This is a genomic window from Nocardiopsis sp. LDBS1602 (genome assembly GCF_035818715.1).
GTDB classification, from domain to species: domain Bacteria; phylum Actinomycetota; class Actinomycetes; order Streptosporangiales; family Streptosporangiaceae; genus Nocardiopsis; species Nocardiopsis alba.
The window spans coordinates 122,037-146,297 of record NZ_JAYLVW010000001.1 but is presented as its reverse complement, the minus strand read 5'-3'; the positions used below and the strand labels follow the sequence as shown (position 1 = coordinate 146,297).

Annotated in this window: 23 protein-coding genes; 10 read left to right on the top strand and 13 right to left on the bottom strand. The window is 72.2% G+C overall.

The window, feature by feature from the left end:
* Nucleotides 1–90 precede the first annotated feature (90 nt).
* Both U9J66_RS00655 and U9J66_RS00650 read right to left on the bottom strand, forming a co-directional pair.
* Nucleotides 91–1,977 carry a helix-turn-helix domain-containing protein gene (locus U9J66_RS00655; protein ID WP_326336645.1) on the bottom strand — a complete coding sequence of 629 codons (1,887 nt, stop codon included), beginning with the start codon at nt 1,975–1,977 and terminating at the stop codon, nt 91–93.
* A gap of 94 nt (nt 1,978–2,071) precedes the next feature.
* Nucleotides 2,072–2,875, bottom strand: a complete 804-nt coding sequence (locus tag U9J66_RS00650) for a DeoR/GlpR family DNA-binding transcription regulator (RefSeq protein ID WP_017535268.1) — start codon at nt 2,873–2,875, stop codon at nt 2,072–2,074.
* A gap of 166 nt (nt 2,876–3,041) precedes the next feature.
* Between U9J66_RS00650 and U9J66_RS00645 the strand changes: the two genes are divergently transcribed.
* From U9J66_RS00645 to U9J66_RS00630, 4 genes are all read left to right on the top strand, one after another.
* Nucleotides 3,042–4,427: a homoserine dehydrogenase gene (locus tag U9J66_RS00645; protein WP_326336644.1), complete on the top strand. Its 1,386-nt coding sequence runs from the start codon at nt 3,042–3,044 to the stop codon at nt 4,425–4,427.
* A gap of 1 nt (nt 4,428) precedes the next feature.
* Nucleotides 4,429–5,805, top strand: coding sequence for a GntP family permease (locus tag U9J66_RS00640; protein ID WP_326336643.1), 1,377 nt, complete (start codon nt 4,429–4,431; stop codon nt 5,803–5,805).
* Nucleotides 5,806–5,899: 94 nt separating this feature from the next.
* Nucleotides 5,900–7,138, top strand: coding sequence for a 3-oxo-tetronate kinase (gene otnK, locus U9J66_RS00635; RefSeq protein ID WP_161112246.1), 1,239 nt, complete (start codon nt 5,900–5,902; stop codon nt 7,136–7,138).
* Nucleotides 7,135–7,785 (top strand): class II aldolase/adducin family protein, encoded by a 651-nt coding sequence (locus U9J66_RS00630; RefSeq protein ID WP_017535264.1) that lies wholly within the window; start codon nt 7,135–7,137, stop codon nt 7,783–7,785. Before otnK ends, U9J66_RS00630 begins: the two co-directional genes overlap by 4 nt.
* 78 nt (nt 7,786–7,863) lie before the next feature.
* Here the strand turns inward: U9J66_RS00630 and U9J66_RS00625 are convergent, their stop codons facing one another.
* Nucleotides 7,864–8,616: a class I SAM-dependent methyltransferase gene (locus U9J66_RS00625; protein ID WP_326336642.1), complete on the bottom strand. Its 753-nt coding sequence runs from the start codon at nt 8,614–8,616 to the stop codon at nt 7,864–7,866.
* Between the two features lie 161 nt (nt 8,617–8,777).
* Between U9J66_RS00625 and U9J66_RS00620 the strand changes: the two genes are divergently transcribed.
* On the top strand, nt 8,778–10,250 hold the full coding sequence (locus U9J66_RS00620; protein ID WP_435825245.1) for an APC family permease: 1,473 nt from the start codon (nt 8,778–8,780) through the stop codon (nt 10,248–10,250).
* A gap of 46 nt (nt 10,251–10,296) precedes the next feature.
* Here U9J66_RS00620 and U9J66_RS00615 read toward each other — a convergent pair whose 3' ends face one another.
* The 3 genes from U9J66_RS00615 to U9J66_RS00605 all read right to left on the bottom strand — a co-directional run bounded on the left by U9J66_RS00615 (nt 10,297) and on the right by U9J66_RS00605 (nt 13,641).
* Nucleotides 10,297–11,793: a sodium:solute symporter family protein gene (locus tag U9J66_RS00615; protein WP_326336640.1), complete on the bottom strand. Its 1,497-nt coding sequence runs from the start codon at nt 11,791–11,793 to the stop codon at nt 10,297–10,299.
* 116 nt (nt 11,794–11,909) lie between these two features.
* Nucleotides 11,910–12,287, bottom strand: a complete 378-nt coding sequence (locus tag U9J66_RS00610) for a RidA family protein (RefSeq protein WP_017535260.1) — start codon at nt 12,285–12,287, stop codon at nt 11,910–11,912.
* A 103-nt stretch (nt 12,288–12,390) separates the two neighbouring features.
* The gene (locus tag U9J66_RS00605; protein ID WP_042285601.1) at nt 12,391–13,641 is read right to left on the bottom strand and encodes an amidohydrolase family protein; all 1,251 of its coding nucleotides are present in this window, start codon (nt 13,639–13,641) and stop codon (nt 12,391–12,393) included.
* Nucleotides 13,642–13,836: 195 nt separating this feature from the next.
* Here U9J66_RS00605 and U9J66_RS00600 point away from each other — a divergent pair, with 195 nt between their 5' ends.
* The 3 genes from U9J66_RS00600 to U9J66_RS00590 all read left to right on the top strand — a co-directional run bounded on the left by U9J66_RS00600 (nt 13,837) and on the right by U9J66_RS00590 (nt 16,098).
* Nucleotides 13,837–14,763, top strand: coding sequence for a sugar kinase (locus U9J66_RS00600; protein ID WP_378758479.1), 927 nt, complete (start codon nt 13,837–13,839; stop codon nt 14,761–14,763).
* A 29-nt stretch (nt 14,764–14,792) separates the two neighbouring features.
* A complete protein-coding gene (locus tag U9J66_RS00595) occupies nt 14,793–15,548 on the top strand; it encodes an IclR family transcriptional regulator (RefSeq protein WP_161112250.1) in 756 nt (251 codons plus the stop codon).
* Nucleotides 15,549–15,618: 70 nt separating this feature from the next.
* Nucleotides 15,619–16,098 carry a hypothetical protein gene (locus U9J66_RS00590; protein ID WP_161112251.1) on the top strand — a complete coding sequence of 160 codons (480 nt, stop codon included), beginning with the start codon at nt 15,619–15,621 and terminating at the stop codon, nt 16,096–16,098.
* Between the two features lie 14 nt (nt 16,099–16,112).
* Here the strand turns inward: U9J66_RS00590 and U9J66_RS00585 are convergent, their stop codons facing one another.
* On the bottom strand, nt 16,113–16,724 hold the full coding sequence (locus tag U9J66_RS00585; RefSeq protein WP_161112252.1) for a CGNR zinc finger domain-containing protein: 612 nt from the start codon (nt 16,722–16,724) through the stop codon (nt 16,113–16,115).
* 80 nt (nt 16,725–16,804) lie between these two features.
* Here U9J66_RS00585 and U9J66_RS00580 point away from each other — a divergent pair, with 80 nt between their 5' ends.
* Nucleotides 16,805–17,647: an alpha/beta fold hydrolase gene (locus U9J66_RS00580; protein WP_326336639.1), complete on the top strand. Its 843-nt coding sequence runs from the start codon at nt 16,805–16,807 to the stop codon at nt 17,645–17,647.
* A 62-nt stretch (nt 17,648–17,709) separates the two neighbouring features.
* On the opposite strand, the gene U9J66_RS00575 is transcribed toward U9J66_RS00580, so the two are convergent.
* The 6 genes from U9J66_RS00575 to U9J66_RS00550 all read right to left on the bottom strand — a co-directional run bounded on the left by U9J66_RS00575 (nt 17,710) and on the right by U9J66_RS00550 (nt 22,884).
* Nucleotides 17,710–18,486, bottom strand: coding sequence for an MBL fold metallo-hydrolase (locus U9J66_RS00575; protein WP_326336638.1), 777 nt, complete (start codon nt 18,484–18,486; stop codon nt 17,710–17,712).
* Between the two features lie 26 nt (nt 18,487–18,512).
* Nucleotides 18,513–19,628, bottom strand: coding sequence for an ABC transporter ATP-binding protein (locus tag U9J66_RS00570; protein ID WP_017535248.1), 1,116 nt, complete (start codon nt 19,626–19,628; stop codon nt 18,513–18,515).
* Nucleotides 19,625–20,386, bottom strand: coding sequence for an ABC transporter permease (locus U9J66_RS00565; protein ID WP_014908977.1), 762 nt, complete (start codon nt 20,384–20,386; stop codon nt 19,625–19,627). Before U9J66_RS00565 ends, U9J66_RS00570 begins: the two co-directional genes overlap by 4 nt.
* Nucleotides 20,383–21,210, bottom strand: coding sequence for an ABC transporter permease subunit (locus U9J66_RS00560; RefSeq protein ID WP_326336637.1), 828 nt, complete (start codon nt 21,208–21,210; stop codon nt 20,383–20,385). Before U9J66_RS00560 ends, U9J66_RS00565 begins: the two co-directional genes overlap by 4 nt.
* Nucleotides 21,211–21,242: 32 nt before the next feature.
* A complete protein-coding gene (locus tag U9J66_RS00555; protein ID WP_326336636.1) occupies nt 21,243–22,289 on the bottom strand; it encodes an extracellular solute-binding protein in 1,047 nt (348 codons plus the stop codon).
* Between the two features lie 394 nt (nt 22,290–22,683).
* Entirely contained in the window at nt 22,684–22,884 is a 201-nt protein-coding gene (locus tag U9J66_RS00550; RefSeq protein WP_161112256.1) for a hypothetical protein, read from the bottom strand.
* 317 nt (nt 22,885–23,201) lie between these two features.
* Here U9J66_RS00550 and U9J66_RS00545 point away from each other — a divergent pair, with 317 nt between their 5' ends.
* A complete protein-coding gene (locus U9J66_RS00545; RefSeq protein ID WP_014908767.1) occupies nt 23,202–24,221 on the top strand; it encodes a LacI family DNA-binding transcriptional regulator in 1,020 nt (339 codons plus the stop codon).
* The last annotated feature ends 40 nt before the right edge of the window (nt 24,222–24,261 follow it).

The following is a 24,261-nucleotide window of genomic DNA, read 5'->3' as shown; positions in this document are numbered from 1 at the left end:
GCGGACTATGCGGTGCGTCACTGTGATGGAGACCATGCAAGCAGCCCCGCAACGTGGGCGACATGTCCGATTCGGACAGAGAACTCCCCGTTAACCTGGCCGTTTCCTTCCGATCACATGGAGGCGGGCCGCCACGCCGAGTCGGAAGAGCGCGTCGGAGGAACGCCAGTCCGACCCCAGGAGTTCGGACAGACGCTCCAACCGCTGCTTGACGGTGTTGGGGTGCACGAACAGCGTCCGGGCGGTGCGGGTCACCCCGGCGCCGCTGTCGACGTAGGTCAGGAGCGTGCCGATCAGGTCCGTGCCGTGGTCGCGGTCCCAGGCGATCACCGGGCCGAGCAGGCGTTCGGCGAACCGGCGCGCGCGTTCGCCGTCGGTGCCGAACATGGCGAGGTAGGGCGCGTACTCCTCGGTGGAGAAGACCCCCTCCTCCGCCCCGAGTCCGGGGAGCAGGGCGGCGCACTCCCAGGCCTCCCGCATGGCCTCGGGCAGTCCGGCGGTCCCCTCGGCCCGGCCCACCACCACGGTCGTCGCCCCGGCCTCAGCCTGGTGGGCACGGGCCCGGACCTCCTCGGCCCGATCGGTCGCCCCCTCCCCCGGGATCAGGACGCCGACCCCGCCGTCCTGGACCGCCGCCAGCCAGCCGCGCCCTCCCGACAGGGCGCGGAGCACGGTGTGGCGTCGGGTGTCGGGGACGGGGAGGGCCAGCACCGTCCAGGCCCGGTCGAGTTCGATGCCCCGGGCCTTGGCGCGGCGTTCGAGCGACTCGGTGTCGGTGCTGCCCGAGAGCAGGTCCAGGGCCAGCTCGCCGCGCACCCGGTCCTCGGCCTCGGTCAACGCGTCGCGCCGCATGGTCAGCAGGGCCAGGATCTGGGCCGAGCGTTCGATGGTGCGCTGTTCCAGGTCGGTGAGGGGCTCTCGCGCCTCCCCCACCAGGACCAGCCCGAGGAAGACCGGCCCGGCCATGACGGCGGCCACGGTGGCCAGGCCGTGTGCGCCCACGTCGGCGCAGTGCCCCGAGGCCCGGCTGCGTTCGGCCGCCCGGACCACCTCGGGCAGGGGGCGGCCGTCGTGCCACCGGCGTTCGGCGGCCCCGGGCGAGGAGGCCAGCGGCCGGTGATCGCGGTCGACGACGGCGACCGGACGTTCCAGGGCCCCGGCCAGGGTGTCGGCGACCTCACGGGGCCCGTGCCCGGACAGGACCAGGGCGGTGAGTCGTTCGTGCACGCGGGCGGCCACGGCCATCTCCTCGGCGTGCTTGCGGGCCCGTTGGGCCGCCTCGGAGGCGGTGGAGAAGAGCCGCGCGGTGCGCAGGATGAGGGCGGCCTGGTCGGCGAAGGCCGAGAGCAGGGCGATCTCGTCGCCGCCGAAGGAGCGGGCCGAACGGTCGGCCGCGAAGAGCACGCCGAGGATCTCCCCGTCGGCGGAGACCGGCACGCCCAGCAGGGAACGGAGCCGCTCGTCCTTGACGGCCAGGTCGATCTCCGGGTCGCGGTCGAAGTCGGCCGTCTCCGAGTAGTCGGCGACCCACTGCGGGCTGAGGGTGTGGACCACCCGACTGGCGATGCCCACCCCGGTGGGGACGCGCAACCCGGGGAAACGCGGGGAGACCGTCCCCCGGCTGGCCCGCACGAACAGCTCGTCGGTGTCGGGGTCGTAGAGGGACATGTAGGTGACCTCGGTGCCGACGAGGTCGTGGGCCCGGTCCACCAGACGCTTGAGGACGGCCTGGGGATCGTGCACGTCGACCAGGTCGTGGGTGCTCGTGATCAGGGCGAGCAGTTCCCGTTCGCGCCGTCGGAGCCGGCCCACGAGAGCGGAGGTCCGTTGGACCTGGGAGGCGAGTTCCTCGCCCATGTCCCCCAGGATCGTCTCGGCCTCCTCCGCCCCCAGGTACTCGCCGGTCTCCAGCCGGCGGAGCAGGTCGACGACGGCGTGTCGCGCCTGCGGTCCCAGCCGTTCGGTGTGCTCTGCCATCGGTCCAGTCTGCCGGCCCGGGGCCGGCGAAACCGCTGGTGGGGCGGGTACGCTCTCGGTCCGGCCGGTTCCGTGGCCCCCTCGGGCCACCGGCTCAGGCCGGGGTGGTCTCTCCGTCCCCGTTCTCGTTCGGGGTGGCGGCGATCTCCAGGTGGACGCCGTGTTCGCGGATCGCCCGCGCCGAGGAGTCCGCGAGGCGGTCGTCGGTGATCACCGAGGAGAAACCGGAGAGCGGGGCGACCTTGAAGGTGCCGAAGGCCCCGTACTTGTCGGCTCCGGCGACGAGCACCGACGAGGAGGCCGCGGCCATGGCGGCGCGCTTGACCGCCACCTTCGACCGCGACGGCGTCGTCGAACCCCGGTTGAGGTCCCAGGAGCTGGTCGAGACGAAGGCGATGTCGATGTTGAACTCGGTGACCGTGGCGGCCGCGATGTCCCCGACCGAGGAACGGTTCTCCCGGTCGATCTGGCCCCCGATGAGGAACAGGGTCAGGTCGGGGTGGTCGGTGAGCGAGGCCGCGGTGGTGAGGTCGTTGGTGATGACGGTGAGCCCGGTGACGTTCCACAGCAGGGGGACCAGATGGCCGAGCGTCGTCCCCGCGTCCAGGTAGAGGGTCTGGCCCTCGCCCACCAGGGCGGCCGCCGCGCCGGCCATCGCCCGTTTCTCCGCGACGTCCACGCTGGACTTGTCCCGGTAGGAGGGTTCGGAGCGCACCTGGGAGGCGAGTTCGACCCCGCCCGGGACCGAGCGGACCCGGCCCTCCTCCTCCAGGGTCATGATGTCGCGCCGCACCGTCATGTGCGAGACGTCGAGGATCTCGCAGAGCTCCTTCACGCTCAGCACTCCCGTGCCGCGCAGCTCCCTCAGGAGCAGGTCACGCCGTTGCGCCGGAATCATCGTCCTCCTTCGTCGTCGGTTCCCACAGACATGGTACCGAGAGTTACCAGATGATCTTAGCTGTGATAATTTTTGACTCATATGTTCCGGCAGTGTTAAAACACTGCTCATCGCCTCGACGGCCGGCGCACCACGCGTCCCCCCACGAGGTGAGAGAAGGAGAACCATGCAAGGCACCGATCCCACCACCTCGCCTCACGCCCCCGTCCGGTACGCGCTCACCGGGGCTCGGGGCGGGTTCGCGCGCACGCTGCTCGCCCAGACCCTGCGGATCGAACGGTTGCGCCCCACCGTCCTGTGCGACCTCGACACCGCCGGAACCGTCGCCCTGTGCGAGGAACTCGGCTACGCCCCCGAGGACCTGCGGGTCTGTTCCACCCCGGACGAGCTGGCCGCCCTGGAACCCGGCCGGATCGCCGTGACCGACGACGCCGGCCTGCTCGCGCAGGAGGGCTACGACGTCCTCGTCGAGGCCACCGGTAGCCCGGCCGCCGGGACCGCGGCCGCGCGGACCGCCATCGAGACCGGCCGCCACGTCGTCATGGTCTCCAAGGAGGTCGCCTCCGTCGCCGGAACCGCCCTGGCCGACCTCGCCCGGGAACACGGCGTCGTCTACACCCCCGGAATGGGCGACCAGCCCGCCAACCTCATCGAGTGGTACGAGCGCGCGCTCACCCTCGGCCTCGACGTGGTCGCGATCGGCAAGTCCGGCGAGTACGACCTGGTGTTCGACCCCGAGACCGGGCGGGTCCGCCAACTCGACCGGGAGATCGACGCCCCCGAACTGGCCGATCTGCTCTCCCTGGGAACGGACGTGCCCGCCACCCTCGCCGCCCGGGCGCGCGCCGTGGCCGGACTCGACCGTTCGGCCGCCGCCGACTACTGCGAGATGGGCGTCGTCGCCGACCACACCGGGCTGACCTCGGACGTGGAGGGGCTCCACTACCCGGTCGCCCGGACCGCCGAGCTCGCCGACGTCTACTCCCTCACCGAGGACGGCGGGATCCTGAACCGCTCCGGGGTCGTGGACGTCTTCAGCGTGTTGCGTCTGCCGGAGGAGGCCTCCTTCGCCGGGGGCGTCTTCGTCATCGTGCGCACCGGCGACCCCGTGACCTGGGAGCTGCTGACCCAGAAGGGGCACGTGACCTCGCGTTCGGGCCGCTACGCCTGTCTCTACCTGCCCTACCACCTCATGGGCGTGGAGACCCCCCTGAGCCTGCTGGACGCGGTCGACCGCCACCGGGCCGCGGGTACGCGGCGACCGGCGCCGCACGCGATCCTCGCCGGACGGGCCCGAGGCCCGCTGACCGCCGGCACCCGACTGGACATGGGCGGACACCACCACGACGTCACCGGCGTGGCCCCCGTTCTCCTGGACCCGGCGCAGGCGCCGGACGACGTGGCCCCGCTCTACCTGGCGGCCCACACCACCCTGGGGCGCGACGTTCCCGAGGGCGCCCTGGTGCGCCTGGGCGACCTCGCCGACCCCGACGAGACCCTGATGGACGTCTGGCACCACGCCCGACGCCGGGCGAGCGATCGGAACAACTGACATGTCGGATCTCTACACACTGCTGGCGTTCCTCACCGCCATCGTCGTCCTCGTCCTGCTCATCGCCCGCTTCAAGGTCCACCCCGTGGCCACGCTGTTCATCGTGGTCATGGGTCTCGGCCTGGTCCTGGGCATGGGCGGGGCCGCCACCGTCGAACTGGTCATGGAGGGCTTCGGCAGCACCCTGGCCAAGGTCGGCCTGCTGGTGATCTTCGGCTGTGTCCTCGGCAAGATGCTCGAACTGAGCGGCGCCGCCATGAAGATCACCGAGACCGCGCTGCGGATGTTCGCGGAGAAGCGGGTGCCCTGGGCGATCGCCCTGGCCTCGACCGTGCTCGGCATCCCGCTCATCGCCGACACGGCGGTGGTCATGCTCATCCCCATCGTGTCCGCCCTGGCCTACCGCACGGGCATCTCGATGATGCGCCTGGGCCCGATCCTGTACATCGGCGCCTACGTCATGACCTCGGTCATCCCGCCCGGCCCCGGCCCCCTCGCCTCCGCCTCCCTGCTGGAGGTCTCCATGGGCGAGGCGATCCTCTACGGCCTCATGGTGGGCGTGCCCGGCGTCCTGGTCGCGACCCTCTACCTGTCGCGCATCAAGACCTACGTGCCGCCCAAGCCCGAGTTCGTCGAGCACCTGGTGGGGGCCGGCGGCCCGTCCTCCGGCGGCTCCGGCGAGGGGGCCGCCGACGGAACGACCCCGGGAGCGAAGGTGGGGCTGTTCGGCGCCCTGCTGCCCATCCTCGCCCCCATCGTCCTCATCGTCTTCGCCTCCCTGGCGGGACCGGCGCTGCCCGAGGGCTCCTGGTTCACCGGCACCGTGCTGTTCGTCGGCGAGCCGACCGTCGCCCTGTTCCTGGCCTGCCTCCTCGCGCTGCCGCTGTTCCGCGGCCGCTGGCGCGACAAGGAGACCCTCAACGACCTGTTCGAGTCGGGGCTGCGCATCGCCGCCATGCCCCTGGCCCTGACCGGTGTCGGCGGGGCGCTGGCCACCATCATCCGGGAGACCGGTGTGGCCGAGAGCGTGGCCGGGGGCATCGAGAGCGTCGGGCTGTCCCCGATCCTCGTCCCCTTCCTCGTCGCCGCCGCGGTGTGCACGATCACCGGCTCCAACATCCTCGGGGTCATGACCTCGGCCGCGATCATGCAGCCGCTGCTGCCCTCGCTCGACCTGTCCCCGATCGCGGTCTACCTGGCCTGCGCCACCGGCGCGCAGATCATGAAGCACGCGAACTCCTCGGGCTTCTGGGTGACCACCACCCTGTCCAACATGACGGTGGGCCAGGGCATCCGCTCCATCGGGGTCGCCTCGGTGCTGTCGGGTGTGACCGGGTTCGTGGTGCTCTACGCCATGCACACCGCCGGGCTCGTCTGATCCCCTCCCAGCGGGAGAGGGCCGTCCCCGCGTCCGACGCGGCGTGGGGACGGCCCGCACGACCGGAAGAAACGACCAACCTACGGAGGACCCCATGGCGACCCTCGGAGTGATCGCCGACGACCTCACCGGAGCGACCGACATCGCGATCGCCCTCACGTCGGCCGGATACCGGACCACCGTCGTCCTGGGCGACGACCCGAACGTCGGCGCCGTCGACACCGACGGCGCCGACGCCGTGGTCGTGGCCCTGAAGTCGCGCACCGCGCCCGTACGGGAGGCGGTCGCCGACTCCCTGAACGCGCTGGAGACGTTGCGGGCGGCCGGCTGCGAACGGTTCTACGTCAAGTACTGCTCGACCTTCGACTCCACCCCGGACGGCAACATCGGCCCCGTCTGCGAGGCGGTGCTGGAGGCCCTCGGCGAGCCCGTCACCGTGATCGCCCCCGCCTTCCCCGCCAACGGCCGCACCGTCTACCGGGGCCACCTGTTCGTGGGCGACGACCCCCTCGACGAGTCGTCGATGCGCCACCACCCGCTCACCCCGATGACCGACTCCAGCCTGCCGCGTCTGCTCGCGCCCCAGGTGTCCGGGGGCGCGGACGACATCGCCCTGGTGCCCTGGCAGGTCGTGGTCCGAGGGGCCGACGCCGTACGCTCCGCCATCGACGCGGCGGCCGCCTCGGGCGCCCGTTTCGTGGTCGTCGACGCCCTGGACGACGCCGACCTGGACACGCTCGCCGAGGCCACCGACCACCTGCGTCTGCTGACCGGCGGCAGCGCCCTGGCCCAGGGTCTGCGCGGCCCCCGCGACTTCGGCCCCTCCCGGATCACCCTCCCCGAGGGTCCCCGGGTGGTCCTGGCCGGCAGCGCCTCCCGCGCCACCCAGGGCCAGGTCCGCCACGCGCTCGCCGACGGCGACGGGATCCACCTGGTCCCCGCCGACCTGCGCGCGGACTTCGACGGTGTGGTCTCCACCGCCGTGGAACGCGCGCTCGGCTCGGGCGAGGGTCCGTTCGTGGTGTACGCGACCTCGGCCCCCGAGCACGTCGGCGACACGGCCGACGCGCCCTTGATCGAGGACGCCCTCTCGGAGATCGCCGCGCGACTCGTGGCCGCCGGGGTGCGCGCCCTCCTGGTCGCGGGCGGCGAGACCAGCGGCGCCGTCGTGCGACGTCTGGGCGTGGGCCCGCTGGCCCTGGGCCCCGAGGTCGACCCGGGTGTGGCGTGGATGCTCGGCCGTAAGGACGGCGCCGACCTGCACCTGATGCTCAAGTCCGGCAACTTCGGCGGCGAGGACCTCTTCGTCCGCGCTTGGGAGGAAGGGGAGTGAACCCTACGACACTGGAGGACGCCGAGAGACTGTGCGCGGCGGGGCGTCGCGCCGTCGACCTGGGGCTGAGCCCCGGGGCGTCGGGCAACGTCTCGGTCCGTTCGGGCGACCTGACGTTGATGAGCCCCACGGGGGTCCCGCTGAGCGAGCTGGACCCGGGAGAGTTGTCCGTCCTGGACGACTCCGGCCGCCACGTCGACGGCCCGGCCCCGTCCAAGGAGTTCCCGCTGCACCTGGCGATGTACCGCCGGGTACAGCGGGCCGGGGCGGTCGTGCACCTGCACTCCCCGCACACCGTCGCGGCCTCCTGCCTGCCCGCCTGGTCGAAGACCTCCGCCCTGCCGCCGATCACCCCCTACCTGGTGATGCGGGTCGGGCAGGCGCCCCTGGTGCCCTACGCGGCCCCGGGCAGCGCGCGCCTGGCCGAGAACCTGGACGAGCTGCCCGGCGACTTCCGCGCGGCGCTGCTGGCCAACCACGGTTCCCTGGTGGCGGCGGCCGACCCGGCCGCGGCCCTGGACGGGGCGATCGAGTTGGAGGAGGCCTCCCGGATCGTGGTCTCCCTCCAGGGACGGGAGTTCTCCGTGCTGACGCCCGAGGACGTGCGTGAGCTGACCGAACGTTACGGCACCGTCTGGGAGTGCTGACCCCGTCCCGAGGGGGAGGACGGGCGGACACGCGACGAGGGGCCCGCGCCGGGTGGCGCGGGCCCCTCGTCGTGATCCTCAGCCGGTCTCGGGCAGCCGGTAGACCGACACGTGCGAACGGGACTCGGAGGTGAAGGCGGCCCCCTTCCAATCGGCGTGCCGGGACTCCAGGACGAAACCGGCCAGGCGGGCCATCAGGTCGAGTTCGGCCGGCCAGACGTAACGGTGGCGGGAGCGGAGCAGCCGGGCCTCGCGCCCCTCCCCGAAGCGGAAGTGATGCGAGACCAGGTGCTGGCGGGCCACGTCGTAGGTGTCCAGACCGATGTAGCCGTCCTCGGCCGCGAACAGGGCGCCCTCCTGGCCCGGGGGCAGCCTGCGCAGGTCGGGCACGCCCAGTTCGATGACGAACCGGCCGCCGGGCCGCAGGTGACGGGCGGCGTTGCGGAAGCACTCCACCTGCTCGTCCTGTTCGAGCAGGTTGCCGATCGTGTTGTAGACCAGGTAGACGAGGGTGAAGTCGCCCGGGACCCGGGTGCTGGCCATGTCCCCGACCGTCACCGGCAGGACGGTCTCGTCGGTCTTCTCCCGAAGCCGGGCGAGCATCGCCTCGGACAGCTCGATCCCGGTGACCGGAACCCCGCGTTCGGCGAGCGGGATCGCCACGCGGCCGGTGCCGACCGCGAATTCGAGCGCGGCCCCGCCCTCGGCGAGCACGGCCAGACGTTCCACGGTCGGGCCGAGCCTCTCCGGCGCGAACATCCCCTCCCCCGGGGTGTCGTACTCGGCGGCGGTCTCGGCGTCCCACGTCAGCGCGTTCTCGCTCTGTTCCATGCGGGAACGCTAACCCGGCGGGAACGGACCGCGCCAAGGGTTTTTCCGGGCCCCGCGCCGCGCGGGCCCCTTCGTCGGGATCTTCGACCGTGCCGGCATTGCGTTCGCACTGTGTTCCACGTCACCCTCCTGGAGGAACGTCTCCCACAGTGAGGACCCCCATGACCACCCACCCCTCCGACACCTCCCCACCCGAGGAACGACACGGCTTCATCAGGACCCTGGGCCGGATCGACGTCTTCTTCCTCGGGTTCGGCTCGATGATCGGCTTCGGCTGGATCGTGCTCACCGGAGGCTGGATCCAGAGCGCGGGCACCCTCGGAGCCGTCACGGCCTTCCTCGTCGGCGGCGTCGTCATGGCGCTGGTCGGCCTGGTCTACTCCGAACTGGTCTCCGCCATGCCCAAGGCCGGCGGCGAACACCACTACCTCCTTCGAGGGATGGGCCCCAGGGCCGCGCTGCTCGGCTCGTGGGGCATCGTCGGCGGCTACGTCACCGTGATCCTCTTCCAGTCGGTCGCCGTCCCCCGATCACTGACCTACCTCTTCCCCGATCTGCCCCGGATCGAGTTGTGGACCATCGCGGGCGCCGACGTGCACCTGACCTGGGCCCTGGTCGGATCGGCCACGGCCGCCCTGCTGACCTGGCTGAACGTCCGAGGGATCCGGCAGGCCGGTCTCCTCCAGACCTCGGCGGTGCTGTTCCTGGTGGTCGTCGCCGTGGTGTTGCTCGCCTCCTCCTTCTTCGGCGGCCGACCCGAGAACGTCGAACCGCTCTTCACCGGCGGCGGTTCCGGGATCATCGCCGTCCTGGTCGTGGTGCCCTTCCTCTTCGTGGGCTTCGACGTGATCCCGCAGTCGGCCGAGGAGGCCCGGGTCTCGCCCCGACGGATCGGCTCCCTGGTGGTCCTGTCCGTGGTGATGGCCGCGGTGTTCTACATCGTGATCGTGGTGACCACCTCGCTGGCCGCGCCCACCGCCTCCCTGGGCTCGATGGACCTGGCCACCGCCGACGCGATGACGCACATGCTCGGCCACCCCTTCTGGGGGATGTTCGTGGTCGCGGGCGGTCTCGCGGGGATCGTCACCACCTGGAACGCCTTCCTGATCGGGGTCTCCCGGTTGCTGTGGGCGATGGCCCGTTCGGGCATGATCCCCCGCTGGTTCGGGGTGATGCACCGGCGCAACGGCACCCCGGTCAACGCGCTGCTGTTCGTGGGCGCCCTGTCGATGGGGGCGCCGTTCTTCGGGCTGGCGATGCTCGACTGGGCGGTCGACTCCGGCGGGCCGAGCATCGTCATCACCTATCTGATGGTCTCGGTGGTGTTCCTGCTGCTGCGCCGACGCGAGCCGGGGATGGAACGCCCCATGCGCGTGGGCGGCCGACGTCCCTGGGTCGGCGTCCTGGTGGGGGTCGCGGCCGTGGTGACCACCACGGCCATGCTCGCCCTCTACCTGCCCGGCATGCCGGCGTCGCTGTCCCCGGAGCCGTGGCTGATGTTCGTCGCCTGGTGGGCGCTGGGGCTGGTCTTCCTCGTCCGGATCCCCGGCGGCGTGCGCCCCGGACCCGAGGCCGAGGAGGAACTGAGCGCGCGGGTCGCCGAACGGACCCGTCGACGGAGCGGCCGGCCGTGACGGCGGGCCGTTCCGGGGCCCGCCCGGAACGGCCGCCTCCGTTCCCTCAGTCCTCGGTCGTACGGGGACGTTCGCCCTTGATCTCGGTGCCCACGTCCAGCTCGGCCCGCTCCTCGGCCAGGACCCGCAGCGCCTCCTCGTCGGAGACCCGGTTCCTCGGCGTGAGCAGGCTGACCACCACGCCCGCGACCAGGGCCGCGGCCAGGGACGGGAGCACCGCGTTGCCCCAGAAGGCGGCGTAGGAGTCCACGTTGTTCACGACCAGCGCCGCCACCGAACCGGCCGCCATCGCCGAGACCCCGCCCTGCCAGGTGGCCCGGGGCCAGAACCGGCCGAGGAGGGAGGCCACCAACAGGCCGGTGAGCACCGTGGAGATGAGCAGGGTGATGTAGTCGATGATCGTCGTGGCCAGCAGGGCGAAGACCAGCGCCAGGGCGAGGACCGAGGCCAGGGCCACCCGGGAGTGGAAGACGAGACGGTCGGGCCGGGGCAGCCGTCCGGTGACGAGCTGCACGACGTCGCGCAGCAGGATCGTGACGCCGACGATGGCGTCGGAGTCCCCCGAGGACATCGTGGCCGACAACCCGGCCACCAGGAGGAAGGCGCCCAGCCAGAGGGGGAAGAGCGTCGTCGCCAGGTAGGGGAAGGCCAGATCGGGGTTGTCCAGGCCCGGTTCCAGGGCGTGGGCGGACATCCCCGCGATGGCGGGCAGCAGGGAGAAGACCGCGAACAGCGTTCCGGCGATCAGGAAGCCGCGACGCACCGTCCGCACGTCGGCGGCCGAGTAGATCCGCTGCCGGTAGGAGGGGGTGGCCAGGACGCCCACCGCGATGACCACGGCCAGAGACAGGGCGGGCAGGAGCCCCAGCGCCTCGACGCCCAGCATGGACAGGGCCTCCTCACTGTTGCCCTCGGCCAGACCGGCGAACCCTCCGACGTGGACCAGGGCCAGCACCGCCAGGAGCGTGAAGCCGACGAACAGCAGCGTGCCCTGGATCGCGTCGGTGACGACCACGGCCAGGTAGCCACCGACGACGGTGTAGATCCCGAAGCCCAGCGCCACGACGACCTTGGCCGTCGCGGCGTCCATCCCGGTCAGAAAGGACAGATACATGGCACCGCCCATGATGTGCGCGCCCAGCCATCCGACGGAGGCCAGGAACAGCAGGACCGCCACCACGCCCTTCACCACGCGGTTCGCGCCGTAGTAGAAGCTCATCTCCTCGGCGAAGGTCATGAACCCGTACTCGCGCACGTCGGCGAACAGCCACATGAGCAGGAGGATCCCGGCCGCGCCGCCGATCCCGTACAGGGCTCCGGCCCAGCCGTTCTGGTAGGCGAAGCCGACCGCGCCGAGGCTGGATCCGGTGCCGACCAGGGTCGCCAGGGTGCTGCCCATGATCAGGGGGACCCCGAGGCGGCGCCCGGCGAGGAGGAAGTCCTCCCCGTCTCGGGTCCTTCGGGCCACCCACCAGCCGACGCCGATCATGAGGAGGACCGCGGCGATCAGGGCGGGGAGATAGATCATCCGCGCTTCGACCATGACACTGCTCCGTCTCGAGGGGGTACGGAGCCGCGGGGGCTCCGGGGCGGGGTGAGGGAGCGGGGTCGCCCGGTCGAAGGGCGACCCCGGACGGAAGGACCGGCGGGGGCCGTTCCTCAGGCGGTGTAGAGCACCGCGTCGATCTCGATGAGGAACCCGGGCAGGTCGGCCTGGATGGTGGTGCGCACGGGCGGCTCGTCGCCGAAGTACTCGGCGAAGAGCGTGTTCATCGCCTGGAAGTCGTCCAGGTCGCGCAGGTAGACCCGGGCCTGGACGGCGTCCCGCAGGCTCGAACCCGCGGCCTCGGCGATGGCGACGAGGTTGGCGAAGGTGGCGCGGGCCTGCTCCTCGAAGGTGCCCTCCACCAGGGAGCCGTCGGTGCGGTGCGGGGTGGCCCCGGCCAGGTACACGAAGTCCCCGGCGATGGCGGCGTGGGAGTAGGGGCCTCCGGGCGGGGAGGCGTTGGGAGTGACCAGGGTCTTCTTCTTGCTCACGTGTTCTCCTCGAACATCGGATCGGTCCACCGGTCGGCGGACGGGTGCGGCTGCGCCCCGGGGCCCGGGGCGTTCGTGCGGGGGGTCGGTGGAGGTCCTCCGGTCAGGGGCGGGGGAAGGGTTCGTCGAAGTCCTCGGGCCGGTCGAGGCGGCGCACGGAGGCGCGCACCCGTTCGCGGCGTTCGTTCTCCGCCTCCTGTTGGGCCGGGCTGAGCGGCACCCAGAGGGGCGGTGGCGCGGCCGAGGCCGGGGGCAGGAGGCGACCACCGACGTAGGTGGCGGTGTTGGTCAGTCGTACCGGCGCCCTGCGGACGCCGCCGTGGACGTCCACGGCGTCGAAGCCGTCGTGGTCGATCTCGAAGACGGCGATGTCGGCGGCGGCGCCGACCGCCAGGGTTCCCGCGTCCAGGCCCAGCGCGCGGGCGGGGCGGACGGTCGCGGCGGCCACCGCCCGGTTCAGGTCCATCCCCGCGGCCATGGCCTTGGCCATGACGGTGGGCAGGTCGAAGGCGGGCCCGTGGATCGACCGGACGTGCAGGTCGGTGGAGACGACGGGGTCGATCCCGGCGGCCAGTTCGGCCTCGAACACCTCGAAGTCGAAGGCGCCCGAGCCGTGGCCCAGGTCGAAGACGACGCCCGTGTCGCGCAGGCGCAGGAGCGTGTCGGTGGGTCGCCCCTCGGAGACCAGTCCGGCGGCCACGCCGGTGGCGCAGTGGGTGAGGACGTCCCCCTCCTTCAGGAGCGGGGCGATCTCGGCCAGACCGGGCGGCCCGTAGCCGATGTGGACCATGAGGGGGCGGCCGAGCCGGTCGGCCACGCTGCGGGCGCGGCGCAGGGGTTCGATCCCGTGGGGGCCGACGGTGTGCCGGTCGATCCGGGCCTTGACCCCGCGGACCAGGTCCGGTTCGGCGGCGGCGACCGCCACGGTGGTGTCGACGTCGAGGTTCTCCAGCACGTGGTGTTCGCCGGTCCGACCGACCAGGCCGGTGCCGGCCACGTTGATCAGGGCGTGCACGCGCAGCGGGGAGGGGTCGACGATCGACCGGCGCAGCCCGGCGAGGGTGTAGGCGCCCGCCGAGCCGGCGTCGATCCAGGTCGTCACCCCGGTGCGCCAGGCGATCGGGGCGGGGTCGAGCCCCCAGTAGCCCGCGCCGTCGCCCAGGTGGGTGTGCAGGTCGACGAGGCCGGGCAGGACCACCAGGCCCGTGACGTCCACCGCGTGCACGGCCTCGGAGCGGGGCAGGTCGACCGCGACGTCGACGATCCTGCCCCCTCGGACGCCGATGTCGGCGATCCCGTCCCTTCCCGTGCCCGGGTCGATGACCCGTCCGCCGTGGAGCAGAAGGTCCCACACACCCATCACCCCCATGGTGTTGCGTCCTGCGCAACACTGTTGCTCCATTGCCAACAGATTGAATAGCATCCCGACGTGACACGGGTCAATGAGTTCGGTGTCGAGCGCTACGAAAGGACCTCGGTGGACGAGTCGCATCCCCCCGCTCAGAGGGACCCCCGATCCACGCACGCCCCCGGGACGGCACGACCGCGGATCGACGCGGTGTGCGTGGGAGAGTGCATGGCGCTCCTGGTCCCGGAGGAGGCGCCCCCCGGCCACGCCCCGCGTTTCCGCGCCGAGGTCGGTGGCGCCGAGGGCAACGTCGCCGTGCACCTGGCCCGGGCCGGACGTCGGGTGGAGTGGCACGGCCCCCTGGGCGACGACCCCTTCGGCGACCGGATCCGCGAGCGGCTCACCGCCTCCGGCGTGGTCTGCCGATCCCGGATCGACCCGGCCCGTCCGACCGGCCTGTACATGAAGCACCCCGGCCCCGAGGGCACCCGGATGCGCTACTGGAGGCGCGGGTCGGCCGCCTCGGCCCTGGGCCGGGACGACGCCGTCGCGGTCCGAAAGGCCGCGCCGCGCCTGGTCCACACCACCGGCATCACCGCGGCCCTGTCGGAGACCGCGGATGAGCTGGTCGAGGACCTGCTGACCGACACCTCCCCCACCACACTGCGCAGCTTCGACGTCAACCACCGGCCGGCGCTGCACGACACGCCGGGTCGACGTCGACGGCTGCTGGATCTGGCCCGCCGGGCCGACGTCGTCTTCTGCGGGCTGGACGAGGCCCAGGCCCTCTGGGGGATCGAGACCATCGACGGGCTCCGCGCGCTCATCCCCGAACCCGAGTGGCTCGTGGTCAAACAGGGCGCCACCGGGGCGACCGCCCTGCGTGCGGGCGGTTCCTTCTTCCATCCGGCCCCGGAGGTCGAGGTCGTCGAACCGGTCGGCGCGGGCGACGCCTTCGCCGCCGGATTCCTCCACCGACTGCTGGACGAGGCGCCTCCGATGGAGTGTCTGGCGGAGGGGACCGCCCTGGCCGGGCTGGTCCTGGGACTGGAGGGGGACGCCCCCGCTCCCCCACCACCCCCGACCTCCTGCGACACTGACACGGGGCCCTCGGGCCGCCACCACTGAACGACCGGGGCGAAGGAGAAGGTGCACAGGTGTCCAACAGCGTCGAACGCGCGATGCGCATCCTCGTGGAGCTGGCCGACGGCCCCAGCACCATCAGTGAGCTCGGCCGACGTCTCGACGTGCACCGCACCACCTCGCTCCGACTGCTGCGCACCCTCGAGGAACAGCGTTTCGTGCGGCGTACCGAGGACGGCCGCTTCCAGCTCGGAGCGCGTATGGCCACCCTCGCCGCCGCCGCGCTGACCGGCCTGGACATCCGGGGCTCGGCCGCCCGTCACCTCCGGGACCTGGGCGAGGCCACCGGCCAGACCGTCCATCTGGGGGCGCTGGAGGGCGATCGGATCGTGTACCTGGACAAGGTGGAGTCGCGTCACGCGGTGCGCATGTACTCCCACATCGGCGCCCTGGCGCCCCTGCACGCGACCGGTATCGGCAAGGTGATCCTGGCCCACCTCCCGCCCGCGGAGCGCGACGGCCTGTTGGGCCCCGAGCCGTTCGCGAGGTGCACCGCCGGAACCCTCACCGACCGCGCCTCGCTCGACGCCGACCTGGACCGGATCCTGCGCCGGGGCTGGGCCCTGGACGACTTCGAACACGAGGAGTTCATCCACTGCGTCGCCGCCCCGGTCCGTGACGCGGCGGGCAGGGTGAACGCGGCGATCTCGGTGTCCGCGCCCAGCGTCGTCCTGGACCGCGACGGGCTCCTCGGACTCACCGACGACCTGGTCGCGGCGGCGGACGCCATCGGCGAGGAACTGGGGTGGCGACCTCCCCGAACGCGCTGAGGGGAACGCGGGGGCGAACTTGAGTACTCGTACTCACGTGCCCGCGGCCCCGTCCGGAGAGCATGGGGACATGAACCCCGCACAGACCCGCCCCGCCTCCCTCCCCCGACCGCTCTCGGCCCTGATGACCGCCCTGCTCCTGGCCGGCACCGCCGTCTCCACCTGGTGGGTGACACGCACTCCGCCCCATGAGGAGGCGGCCGCCGGAGGCTTCTCCCTCGACGAGGCCGACCACGCGATCGACCCCCTCGTCCTGCCCGCGTGGGCCGAGACGCTGATCGGCGCCTCCGCCCTGGTGATCGCCCTGGCCATGGCGGCGCTGCTCGTCCGGGCGATGGTGGTCGAACGTCTGGACCGCCGGTGGGGCGCGGTCATCCTGTCGCTGACGCCGATCGCGGCGATGGCCGGACTGTGGTGGATGATCGGGACCGCCCCGGTGATCGGCGCCAACATCGGCTTCGGGCTGGCCTCGATGGTGTTCGGCCCGGCCTCCCTGATCCTGCTCGCCGTCGCGATCGCCCTCTCGATCCCGATCCTGCGCTCCCGCTGACCCCGGGGCGGGGGTCAGGACGGGCGTTCCCCGCCCTTCGTCCCGCTCCGTCGGGTGCCCCCATAGTGGCGGGCGGCCTTGGCCCGATTCCCGCAGCGCGTCATCGAACACCAACGGCGGTTGCGTCCGGGCGAACGGTCGTGGAAACGCAGCCCGCACCGTTCGTGCGAGCAGACCCGCACCGCGCCCGTCTCCCCCGCCGCGACCAGGGCGATCGTGTCGGCGGCCGCGCCGGCCAGGGCCCGTTCGACCCCCGGGGCCGGATCGGCCGAGCGCAGCACGCCCCCGTCGTCCTTCAGGAGGGGGCGGGCCTCGTGGGCCCGGACCGCCCACCGATTGACGGTCGCGATGTCGGCGGCCTCGGGTGAGGTCCCCTCCCGGGCGACGGTCAGCAGCCGGTCGACGGCCTCGCGCAGTCCACGCGCCTCCTCCAGCAACGCCGGTTCCGGTTCGGGGACCCGTTCGCCCGCCGCCGCGGCGAGGCCGCTCCGCTCGGCCCATTCCGCGAGGTCGTCCGGGGTCACGAGCAGCTCGCGAGGTTCGTTCCAGCGGTCGCGCAGGGTGTTGACCAGGTCCAGGCAGGGCCGGCCGCCGTCCCAGATCCAGTCGTGGGCGGACGTGGCCATGGCTCCTCCTCGGCTCGACCCGACTTGAACAGGACGCCATCCTAGCCTTACTCTCTAACCCCCTTAGATGGTTAGGATCTATGATGCACAGCGAGACCGCCCTCGTCGGCGACCTGCGAATGCACTACCTGCGCGCCGGAAGCGGCCCCCTCCTCGTCCTGCTCCACGGCTGGCCCCAGACCTCCCACTGCTGGCGCCACGTCATGCCGACCCTGGCCGAGCACTACACCGTCATCGCCCCCGACCTGCGCGGCTACGGGCTCACCGACAAGCCCGTCGGCGGATACGACAAGCGCACCATGGCCACCGACGTCCGGGCCCTGGCCCGACGGTTCGACGACGGGCCCATCCGGTTGGTGGGTCACGACCGGGGCGCGCGCGTGGCCCACCGCTACGCCCTCGACCACCCCGACGAGGTCGAACGGATGGCCCTGCTGGACATCGCCCCCACCCTGGCGACCTTCCGACGCACCTCCATGACCGTGGCCCGCAACTACTGGCACTGGCTGTTCCACATGCAGCCCGACCTGCCCGAGGAGCTGGTCGGAGGCCGTCACGACACCTACCTGCGGTACTTCTTCGAACGGTGGACCGTCAATCGCTCCGCCGTGGAGGAGGCCATCGACCACTACGTCGACGCCTTCTCCCGCCCCGGGGCGCTGCGCGCCGGCTTCGACGACTACCGCGCCACCCACCCCGAGGACCTGGACGCCGACGAGGCCGACCAGGAGGCCGGCCGGCGGCTGACCATGCCGCTCCTGGTCCTGTGGGGGGACGCGGGCCTGCCCGCCGCGCTCCCGGTCGCCGACATCTGGCGCGAGTACGCCGACGACGTCACCGGAGAGGCCTTGGAGGACTGTGGCCACTTCCTCCCCGAGGAGCGCCCCGCCGAGCTGGTCGACCGCCTGCTCCGCTTCCTCTAGACGGAGGACCCCAGAGAGGGCGCGGCCGCACCCCCGATACGGCCGCCGCCCTCGGGGATCTCTCAGAAGCGGCTGCCGGGGACGGCCACGTCGAGGCGGCCGTCGAAGACCTCGGCGGCCCGATGGCGGCCCTCCTCCCAGTCGGCGGGGTCGGCGAAGTGGGTGAGCACCAGGTGCCGCGCGTTCGCGCTCGCGGCCACCTCCCCCGCCATCCGGGCGGTCAGATGGCCGTGGCCGTGCAGCGCCCGCTCGTCGGCCTCCAGGTAGGTGGCCTCGCAGACGAACAGGTCCGCGTCGCGGGCCGCCTCCACCAGCGGCTCGCACAGGCCCGTGTCGGAGGAGAAGGCGAGCACCCGTCCGTCCGGCGCCTCGAAGCGCAGCGCCGCCGAGGGCACGCTGTGGTGAGCGGCGAAGGAGCGGAACACCAGCCCGTCCACCTCGTAGACGGTGACGCCGTCCCGCGTCATCGGACGGGCCTCGAACGACTGAGCGATGGGGCGGTTCATCGTCGGCAGCGTCGGGATGCCGAAGACCGCGTCGAAGGCGGCCAACCGTTCGGCCTCGCCCTCGGGGAAGAAGAGCGGGATCGACGGCAGTTCCTCGGGGAAGGTCCATCGGTAGGCCCAGGCCATCAGGTCCAGGCTGTGGTCGGCGTGCAGGTGGGTGACCACGATGCCGCGCAGCTCGGAGAGTTCGTGGCGGGCGCAGTAGGCCGCCAGCGAGCCGGGCCCCGCGTCGACCAGCAGCACACCGGTCTCGGTGCGCAGCAGGTAGCAGGAGGCTGGGCCCTCCTTCGTCGGCGCGGTCGCGTTGGATCCGAGGATCTCCAGTTCGAGCATGTCCGTCCTTTCGGGGCGTGCGGTCGTCAGGGGTTCGGGGTGAGCAGCGCGGCCCGGCCCGGGTTCACGGTCAGGGCCACGGAGCGGCCGACGCGGGTTCCGGGCGGTACCCGGACCCCGAGCGCGTGCCCTCCGGCGCGCACGGTCAGGTGGAGGGCGTCGCCGGTGAACTCGACGTGCTCCACCTCCGCGACCAGCGCGGATCCGTCATCGGGCGTCTCCTCCTCGTCGACCACGCCGAGGCCGTCGTGGTGCAGCAGCAGGCGGGTGCTCCCGTGTTCGGTCGGGCGCACGTCCAGCTCGCGCACCGGGATCCGCCAGCGTCCGTCCATGACCACGGCGTGGTCGTGGTCGCGTTCGGCCTCCAGCAGTACCGCCCCGGACAGGAAGTCGGCGACGAACGCGTCGGCCGGGTCGTCCCAGAGCCGCCGCGGAGTGTCGAACTGGACCGGGCGGCCGTCCCGGAGCAGGAGGATCCGCGACCCCAGGGACAGCGCCTCGCGCTGGTCGTGGGTGACGATGAGCGTGGCGCATTCGGTGGCCGCGAGCATGCCGGACAGCTCTCGCCGCAGTCCCCCGCGCAGTTGGGGGTCCAGGGCGGCCAGGGGCTCGTCCAGGAGCAGGGTGTCGGGGCGGATCGCCAGCGCGCGGGCCAGCGCCACCCTCTGCCGCTGACCGCCCGAGAGCTGGTCGGGGCGGCGTTCGGCCAGTTCGGTGAGGCGGGTCAGGTCGAGCATCTCGCCCACCCGGGCCCGTCGTTCCGAGGCGGGCACCCCTCTGGCGCGCAGCCCGTAGGCGATGTTGGCGGCCACGGTCATGTGCGGGAACACCGCGTAGTTCTGCGGCACCAGTCCGACGTTGCGCCGGGCCGGATCCAGCGAGGTGACGTCGCGGCCGGCCAGGGTGATCGTGCCCCCGGCGACGGGGACCAGGCCGGCGACGGCGCGCAGGGTGCTGCTCTTGCCGCAGCCCGAGGGGCCGATGACGGCGACGGTCTCGGCCGGGGCCACGTCCAGGGATACGCCTTCCACCGCGGTGGTGTCGCCGTAGCGGACGTTCAGGTCGTCCACGGCCAGGCCGGCCGCCCGGACGGCGCCGTCCGGGCCCCCGCTCCGCGAGTCGGTGGAAACGGTGGTGGTCACGGGGTCCTCCTCGGGGCGCGGCGGCGGGCCAGGACGACGGCGGTCAGGACCGGCACGACGAAGGCGATGAAGATCGCCGACTGGGCCGAGGCCGATTCGAGCCGTTGGGTGGAGTAGGAGTCGAACAGGGCGAAGGGCGCGGTCGACGTCGCCGGAGGGTTGATGAAGAAGGAGACGTTGAACTCGCCGAAGGACAGGGCGAAGACCATGGTCACCGCCTGGGTGACGGCGACCAGGCAGGCCGGAACGGTGATGGTGCGCAGCACTCGGAGCGGACCGGCCCCCAGACTGCGGGCCACGCTCTCGTTGGTGCGCAGTTCGGTGTCGGCCAGGGCCGGCGTCAACGCGGCCAGGGTGAACGGCAGCGTGAAGACCAGGTGGCCCATGACCAGCAGCAGACCGCTGGGGCGCAGCATCGGGTAGGTGCCCACCAGCGCCACGCTCAGAGCGATGCCCGGTACGGCCAGGGGCACGTTGACGAGGTAACCGGTGAGCCGGGTCAGCGGAGAGGGGTGCCGCGCCACCCACCAGGCCAGCGGCCCTCCGAGGAGGAGGTTGAGCGCGACCACGATCGCGGCCACGGCCAGGCTCCGGCCGATCACCGGGGCCAGCGGCGGCCAGGCGTAGGCGAACCAATCGAGGGTGACGCCGCCGCCCCAGGGCCCCTGGGAGAAGTCGACGCTGGTGGCGGCGACCAGGGTGGCCAGGATCGGGATGAGGACGAACGCGCAGGTGGCGCGGCTGACGAAGCGGGTCATGCGGCCACCGCCCTACGGACCAGGCGGGACAGCGCCCGCCCCAGGACCAGGGCCAGCACGGCGGTCACCGCGAGGATCACCGCCAGGGCCGAGGAGTCGGCCAGCCGGTAGCCGGTGGTGAGCTCGTTGGCGACGTTGAGCGGCAGCAGCCGCACCCCTTCTGAGAGGGTCGCGACCGTGCCGTAGCCGCCCAGGGCCACCGCGATGGCCGTCCCGCTCGTCTCGATGAGGGCGGGCAGCAGCAGCGGCAGGGTCACGGTGGTGAAGACCCGGATTCGGGAGGCGCCCAGGGTGCGGGCGCTCTCGGTCAAGGCCGGGTCGAGGGTCGCGGCGGCGCCCCGCAGCGGCCCCAGGACCCTGGGCAGGGAGAAGTACATGTAGGCCACCAGCAGGCCGGAGAAGGTGTAGGCGAGACCGGAGAACCCGCCCCAGGCCAGTCCCAACAGCCCGGTACGACCGGTGAGGACGATCGCGAAGAAGCCGATGATGATGCCGGGCAGGGCGATGGGCAGGGTCAGCAGGACGTCGGTGGCCACGCCACCGCGACCGTGTCGGTCGTCGTCGGCCTGGCGCAGGACCACCGGAACGGCCACCAGCAGGACGAGGAGGACCGAACCTCCGGCGATCAGCACGGAGTCGAGCAGGGCGGATCTGACGGTCTCGGATCCGAAGGCGCGCGTGTAGTGGTCGAGGGTGAGACCCTCGTCGGCCGGTGGGCGTCCCACGCCCAGGGAGCCGGCCACCATCACCATGACGGGGTGGACGCTGAACAGACCGATGACGATCAGGGCCGGGAGCGCGGCGAGCCAGGCCGGGCCGGGCACGGCGCGCCCCCGGGCAGGGGCGCGGACGGGCACTAGAAGCCCACCTCGTCCTGGTACAGCTCGATGAACTCCTGCTGGCGGGCGCCCTGCTCGATGTAGTCGATGGTGACGGCCCGCTCGTAGTCCTCGTCCGGCAGGACGCGCTCGGCGACGTCCTCGGGCAGGTCGCCGATGACGGGGCGCATGTACCCGGCGGCGAACAGGCCCTGCCCCTCCTCGGAGAAGTAGAAGTCGAGGAGCTCTCTGCCGTTGTCCTCGTTGGGGGCACCGGCGACCAGACCCACGATGTAGGGGATCTGGAGGGAGCCCTCCTCGGGGATGACGACCGAGACGTCGGCGCCCTCGTCCTGGAGCTTGTAGCCGTTGAAGTCGGTGTCGATGAGGATGGGGATCTCGCCCTGGGCGACCTTCGCGGTCGCGGTCTGGGCCGAGGTCGAGGCCCCGTTCTCCTTGAGACCGTCGAGGTAGTCCAGGCCCGGGCCCCAGTCCTCGAGCGTTCCGCCCAGGGCCAGGTTGGCGGCGGTGGCGACGGAGTAGCCGACGGCGGCCTGGGTGGGGTCGAGGTAGCCGACCAGGCCCTCGTACTCGGGCTCGAGCAGGTCCTCCCAGCCGGTGGGGACCGGGGCGCCGTCGAGGTGGTCCTCGTTGACGATGAAGGCGATGGTCCCGGTGTGGACGGTGGTCCAGGCCCCGTCGGGGTCGCGCAGGTCGTCGGGGACCTGGTCCGCGCCCTCGGGGACGTAGTCCTGGAGGACCTCGGCGTCCGTCAGCTGCTCGGCGAAGGCGATACCGGTGTAGGCCACGTCGGCGACGGGCGCGCCCTTCTCGGCCTGGAGGGCGGCCAGGGCCTGCCCGGAGTTCTTGGGGTCGTTGGGGGCCTGGATCCCGGTCCTCTCGGTGAAGGTGGACAGGACCCGCCCGTAGTTGCCCCATTCGGTGGGCGAGTTGTAGGTGATGACGATCTCCCCGTCGCCCGTGGCGGTGCCCTCGGGCGCCGCCACGTTGCCGCAGGAGGTCAGGGCCAGGGCGAGGGCGGCCGCGGTGGCGGTCGCGGGGATCACCGTGTGTCGGTGGGACATGAAGGCTCCATCAGGGGAACGAAGACCCGTTCGCGGGCCGGGGGGCGGACCGAGAGTGCTTCCTGATGAAACGATTAACCACAGGGGTGACCTGCGATGTCTCGATATGTGTCCTGAAGGGGAACGCCGTGGGAACAGCCGGCCGTCACACACCCGGGAGACGGGCGACACAGGGGCCGGGGAGGGCGGGGCGATGAACGCGCCCCCTGTGGAGGTCGATCACGACCACGGGACCGAGGGGAGGTGCGAGGGGCCGGAGGGAGGGACGATCGGGAAGGGGTGGAGGTGAGGCGGGTGGAGAAGTCCGCGCGGAGCCCATGAGAACCCCGCGCGTCGACGTGACCCCGGAGCGATCGGGCCGTTCGGACGGGGGCCCGCTCCGAGGCCGGACGCCTCATCGATGATCGGTCGGCGCGGATTCCCGGGCGTGGATCTCCCCTTCGACGGTGCCGTATCCACCGCCACCGCCTCCGCCGTCCCCGGATCCGGGGCATCCCGCGGTGAGAAGGGCGACGGCCGTCGCGGCCAGGACCGCTCCGGCGATCCAACCCGTACGTCGGGGCGTGACACCGCCTCGAGTGCTGTCGTCGTTCATGGCTCTCCCCGTCCGTGGCCCGCCGGCCCTCCGGCCGTTTCGCACACGCCACCGGCGGCCCACTCGTGGTGGTCACAACACGGCCCATGGTAACGATTTGGTGTCGTTTGTCACGATAGATACCGTCGTGTCGGATTTTCTCTCAGTCTCGTTCGAGAACGCCTCCACACAGGGACGGCCCGTCCACGCGGCGACGAGTGGACCCGGGGCGGCCCCGATGGAACGATCGATCGACAAGGGGTGGACCGCGTTCCCCCACCGCGTGTCCCGAGTCCGCGCCACCGGCGCGTCCACCGCCCGTTCCCTGGAAGGAACCCGTGTCCGAACCCCGCAAACGCGCGACCCTGCGCGACGTCGCCGCCCGAGCCGGGGTGTCGGTGGCCCAGGCCAGCTTCGCCCTGAACGGACGGGGCCGCGTCGCCCCCGCCACCGCCGAACGGATCAGGCGGGCCGCCGACGAACTCGACTACCAGGTCGACCGCCGGGCCCGAGAGCTGCGCACCGGCCGCAGATCTCTCTACGGGGTGGTCATCCGCAACATGCGCAACCCCTTCTTCCTGGACGTGCTGCGCGGCATGGAGGTGCGCGCCCACCGGGAGGGCGCCTCCCTGCTCATCCTGAGCTCGGACTACGACACCGCGCGGGAGGAATCGGTGCTGCGCCGGCTCGGCACCGAAGGGGTGGGCGGCGTCGCCATCACCCCCATCGGCCGTGGAGGCCCCCTCTCCGACTGGTTGCCCCGCCACCCCGACGTCCCCGTCGTGGCGTTCAACTGCACCCCCGACCCGGACCTGTCCGGTCCGGGCGGACGCGTCTCCACCGTGGGCCCCGACGACGACGCCGCCGTCTCCCTGGCCCTGGAACATCTGCGCGCTCGAGGTCACCGAGGCGCGACCCTGGTGACGGCCCCGGAGGGGCTGGCCGCCGACGGGGGACGTGAGGAGGAGTTCCACCGAAGGTGCGCCTCGTGGGGGCTGGCCGGAACGGTGGTGCGCTGCCCCCTGGACCACGAGAACGTGGCGCGGATGACGGCCGAGAGGCTCACCTCGACCGAAGGGCACGAGGCGTTCGTGCTCAACTCCGACCACCTGGGCATCGCCGTCTACGACGCCGCCCGCACCCTCGGCCTACGCGTGGGGAGCGACGTGAGCGTGATCGGCCACGACGACCTGCCCACCTCGGCCCTGTTGGACCCCGGTCTGACCACGCTGCGCCTGGACCGTGAACTGTTGGGCGACCACATCATGCGGTTGCTGACCGGCCCCGGGACCGAGACGGTCCGCCTTCCGGTCCGGCTGATGGACCGGGGCTCGGTGGCCCTTCTCGACGACCGATAGAGCACACCCGGCCACTCGTACCCGCCGAACGGACGAAATA

What these genes read in the sequence shown, in the direction of transcription:
- U9J66_RS00655 (WP_326336645.1), bottom strand. Translation starts at nt 1,977, where the DNA reads ATGGCAGAGCACACCGAACGGCTGGGACCGCAGGCGCGACACGCCGTC.
- U9J66_RS00650 (WP_017535268.1), bottom strand. Translation starts at nt 2,875, where the DNA reads ATGATTCCGGCGCAACGGCGTGACCTGCTCCTGAGGGAGCTGCGCGGC.
- U9J66_RS00645 (WP_326336644.1), top strand. Translation starts at nt 3,042, where the DNA reads ATGCAAGGCACCGATCCCACCACCTCGCCTCACGCCCCCGTCCGGTAC.
- U9J66_RS00640 (WP_326336643.1), top strand. Translation starts at nt 4,429, where the DNA reads ATGTCGGATCTCTACACACTGCTGGCGTTCCTCACCGCCATCGTCGTC.
- otnK (WP_161112246.1), top strand. Translation starts at nt 5,900, where the DNA reads ATGGCGACCCTCGGAGTGATCGCCGACGACCTCACCGGAGCGACCGAC.
- U9J66_RS00625 (WP_326336642.1), bottom strand. Translation starts at nt 8,616, where the DNA reads ATGGAACAGAGCGAGAACGCGCTGACGTGGGACGCCGAGACCGCCGCC.
- U9J66_RS00620 (WP_435825245.1), top strand. Translation starts at nt 8,778, where the DNA reads ATGACCACCCACCCCTCCGACACCTCCCCACCCGAGGAACGACACGGC.
- U9J66_RS00615 (WP_326336640.1), bottom strand. Translation starts at nt 11,793, where the DNA reads ATGGTCGAAGCGCGGATGATCTATCTCCCCGCCCTGATCGCCGCGGTC.
- U9J66_RS00590 (WP_161112251.1), top strand. Translation starts at nt 15,619, where the DNA reads ATGAACCCCGCACAGACCCGCCCCGCCTCCCTCCCCCGACCGCTCTCG.
- U9J66_RS00585 (WP_161112252.1), bottom strand. Translation starts at nt 16,724, where the DNA reads ATGGCCACGTCCGCCCACGACTGGATCTGGGACGGCGGCCGGCCCTGC.
- U9J66_RS00580 (WP_326336639.1), top strand. Translation starts at nt 16,805, where the DNA reads ATGATGCACAGCGAGACCGCCCTCGTCGGCGACCTGCGAATGCACTAC.
- U9J66_RS00575 (WP_326336638.1), bottom strand. Translation starts at nt 18,486, where the DNA reads ATGCTCGAACTGGAGATCCTCGGATCCAACGCGACCGCGCCGACGAAG.
- U9J66_RS00565 (WP_014908977.1), bottom strand. Translation starts at nt 20,386, where the DNA reads ATGACCCGCTTCGTCAGCCGCGCCACCTGCGCGTTCGTCCTCATCCCG.
- U9J66_RS00555 (WP_326336636.1), bottom strand. Translation starts at nt 22,289, where the DNA reads ATGTCCCACCGACACACGGTGATCCCCGCGACCGCCACCGCGGCCGCC.
- U9J66_RS00550 (WP_161112256.1), bottom strand. Translation starts at nt 22,884, where the DNA reads ATGAACGACGACAGCACTCGAGGCGGTGTCACGCCCCGACGTACGGGT.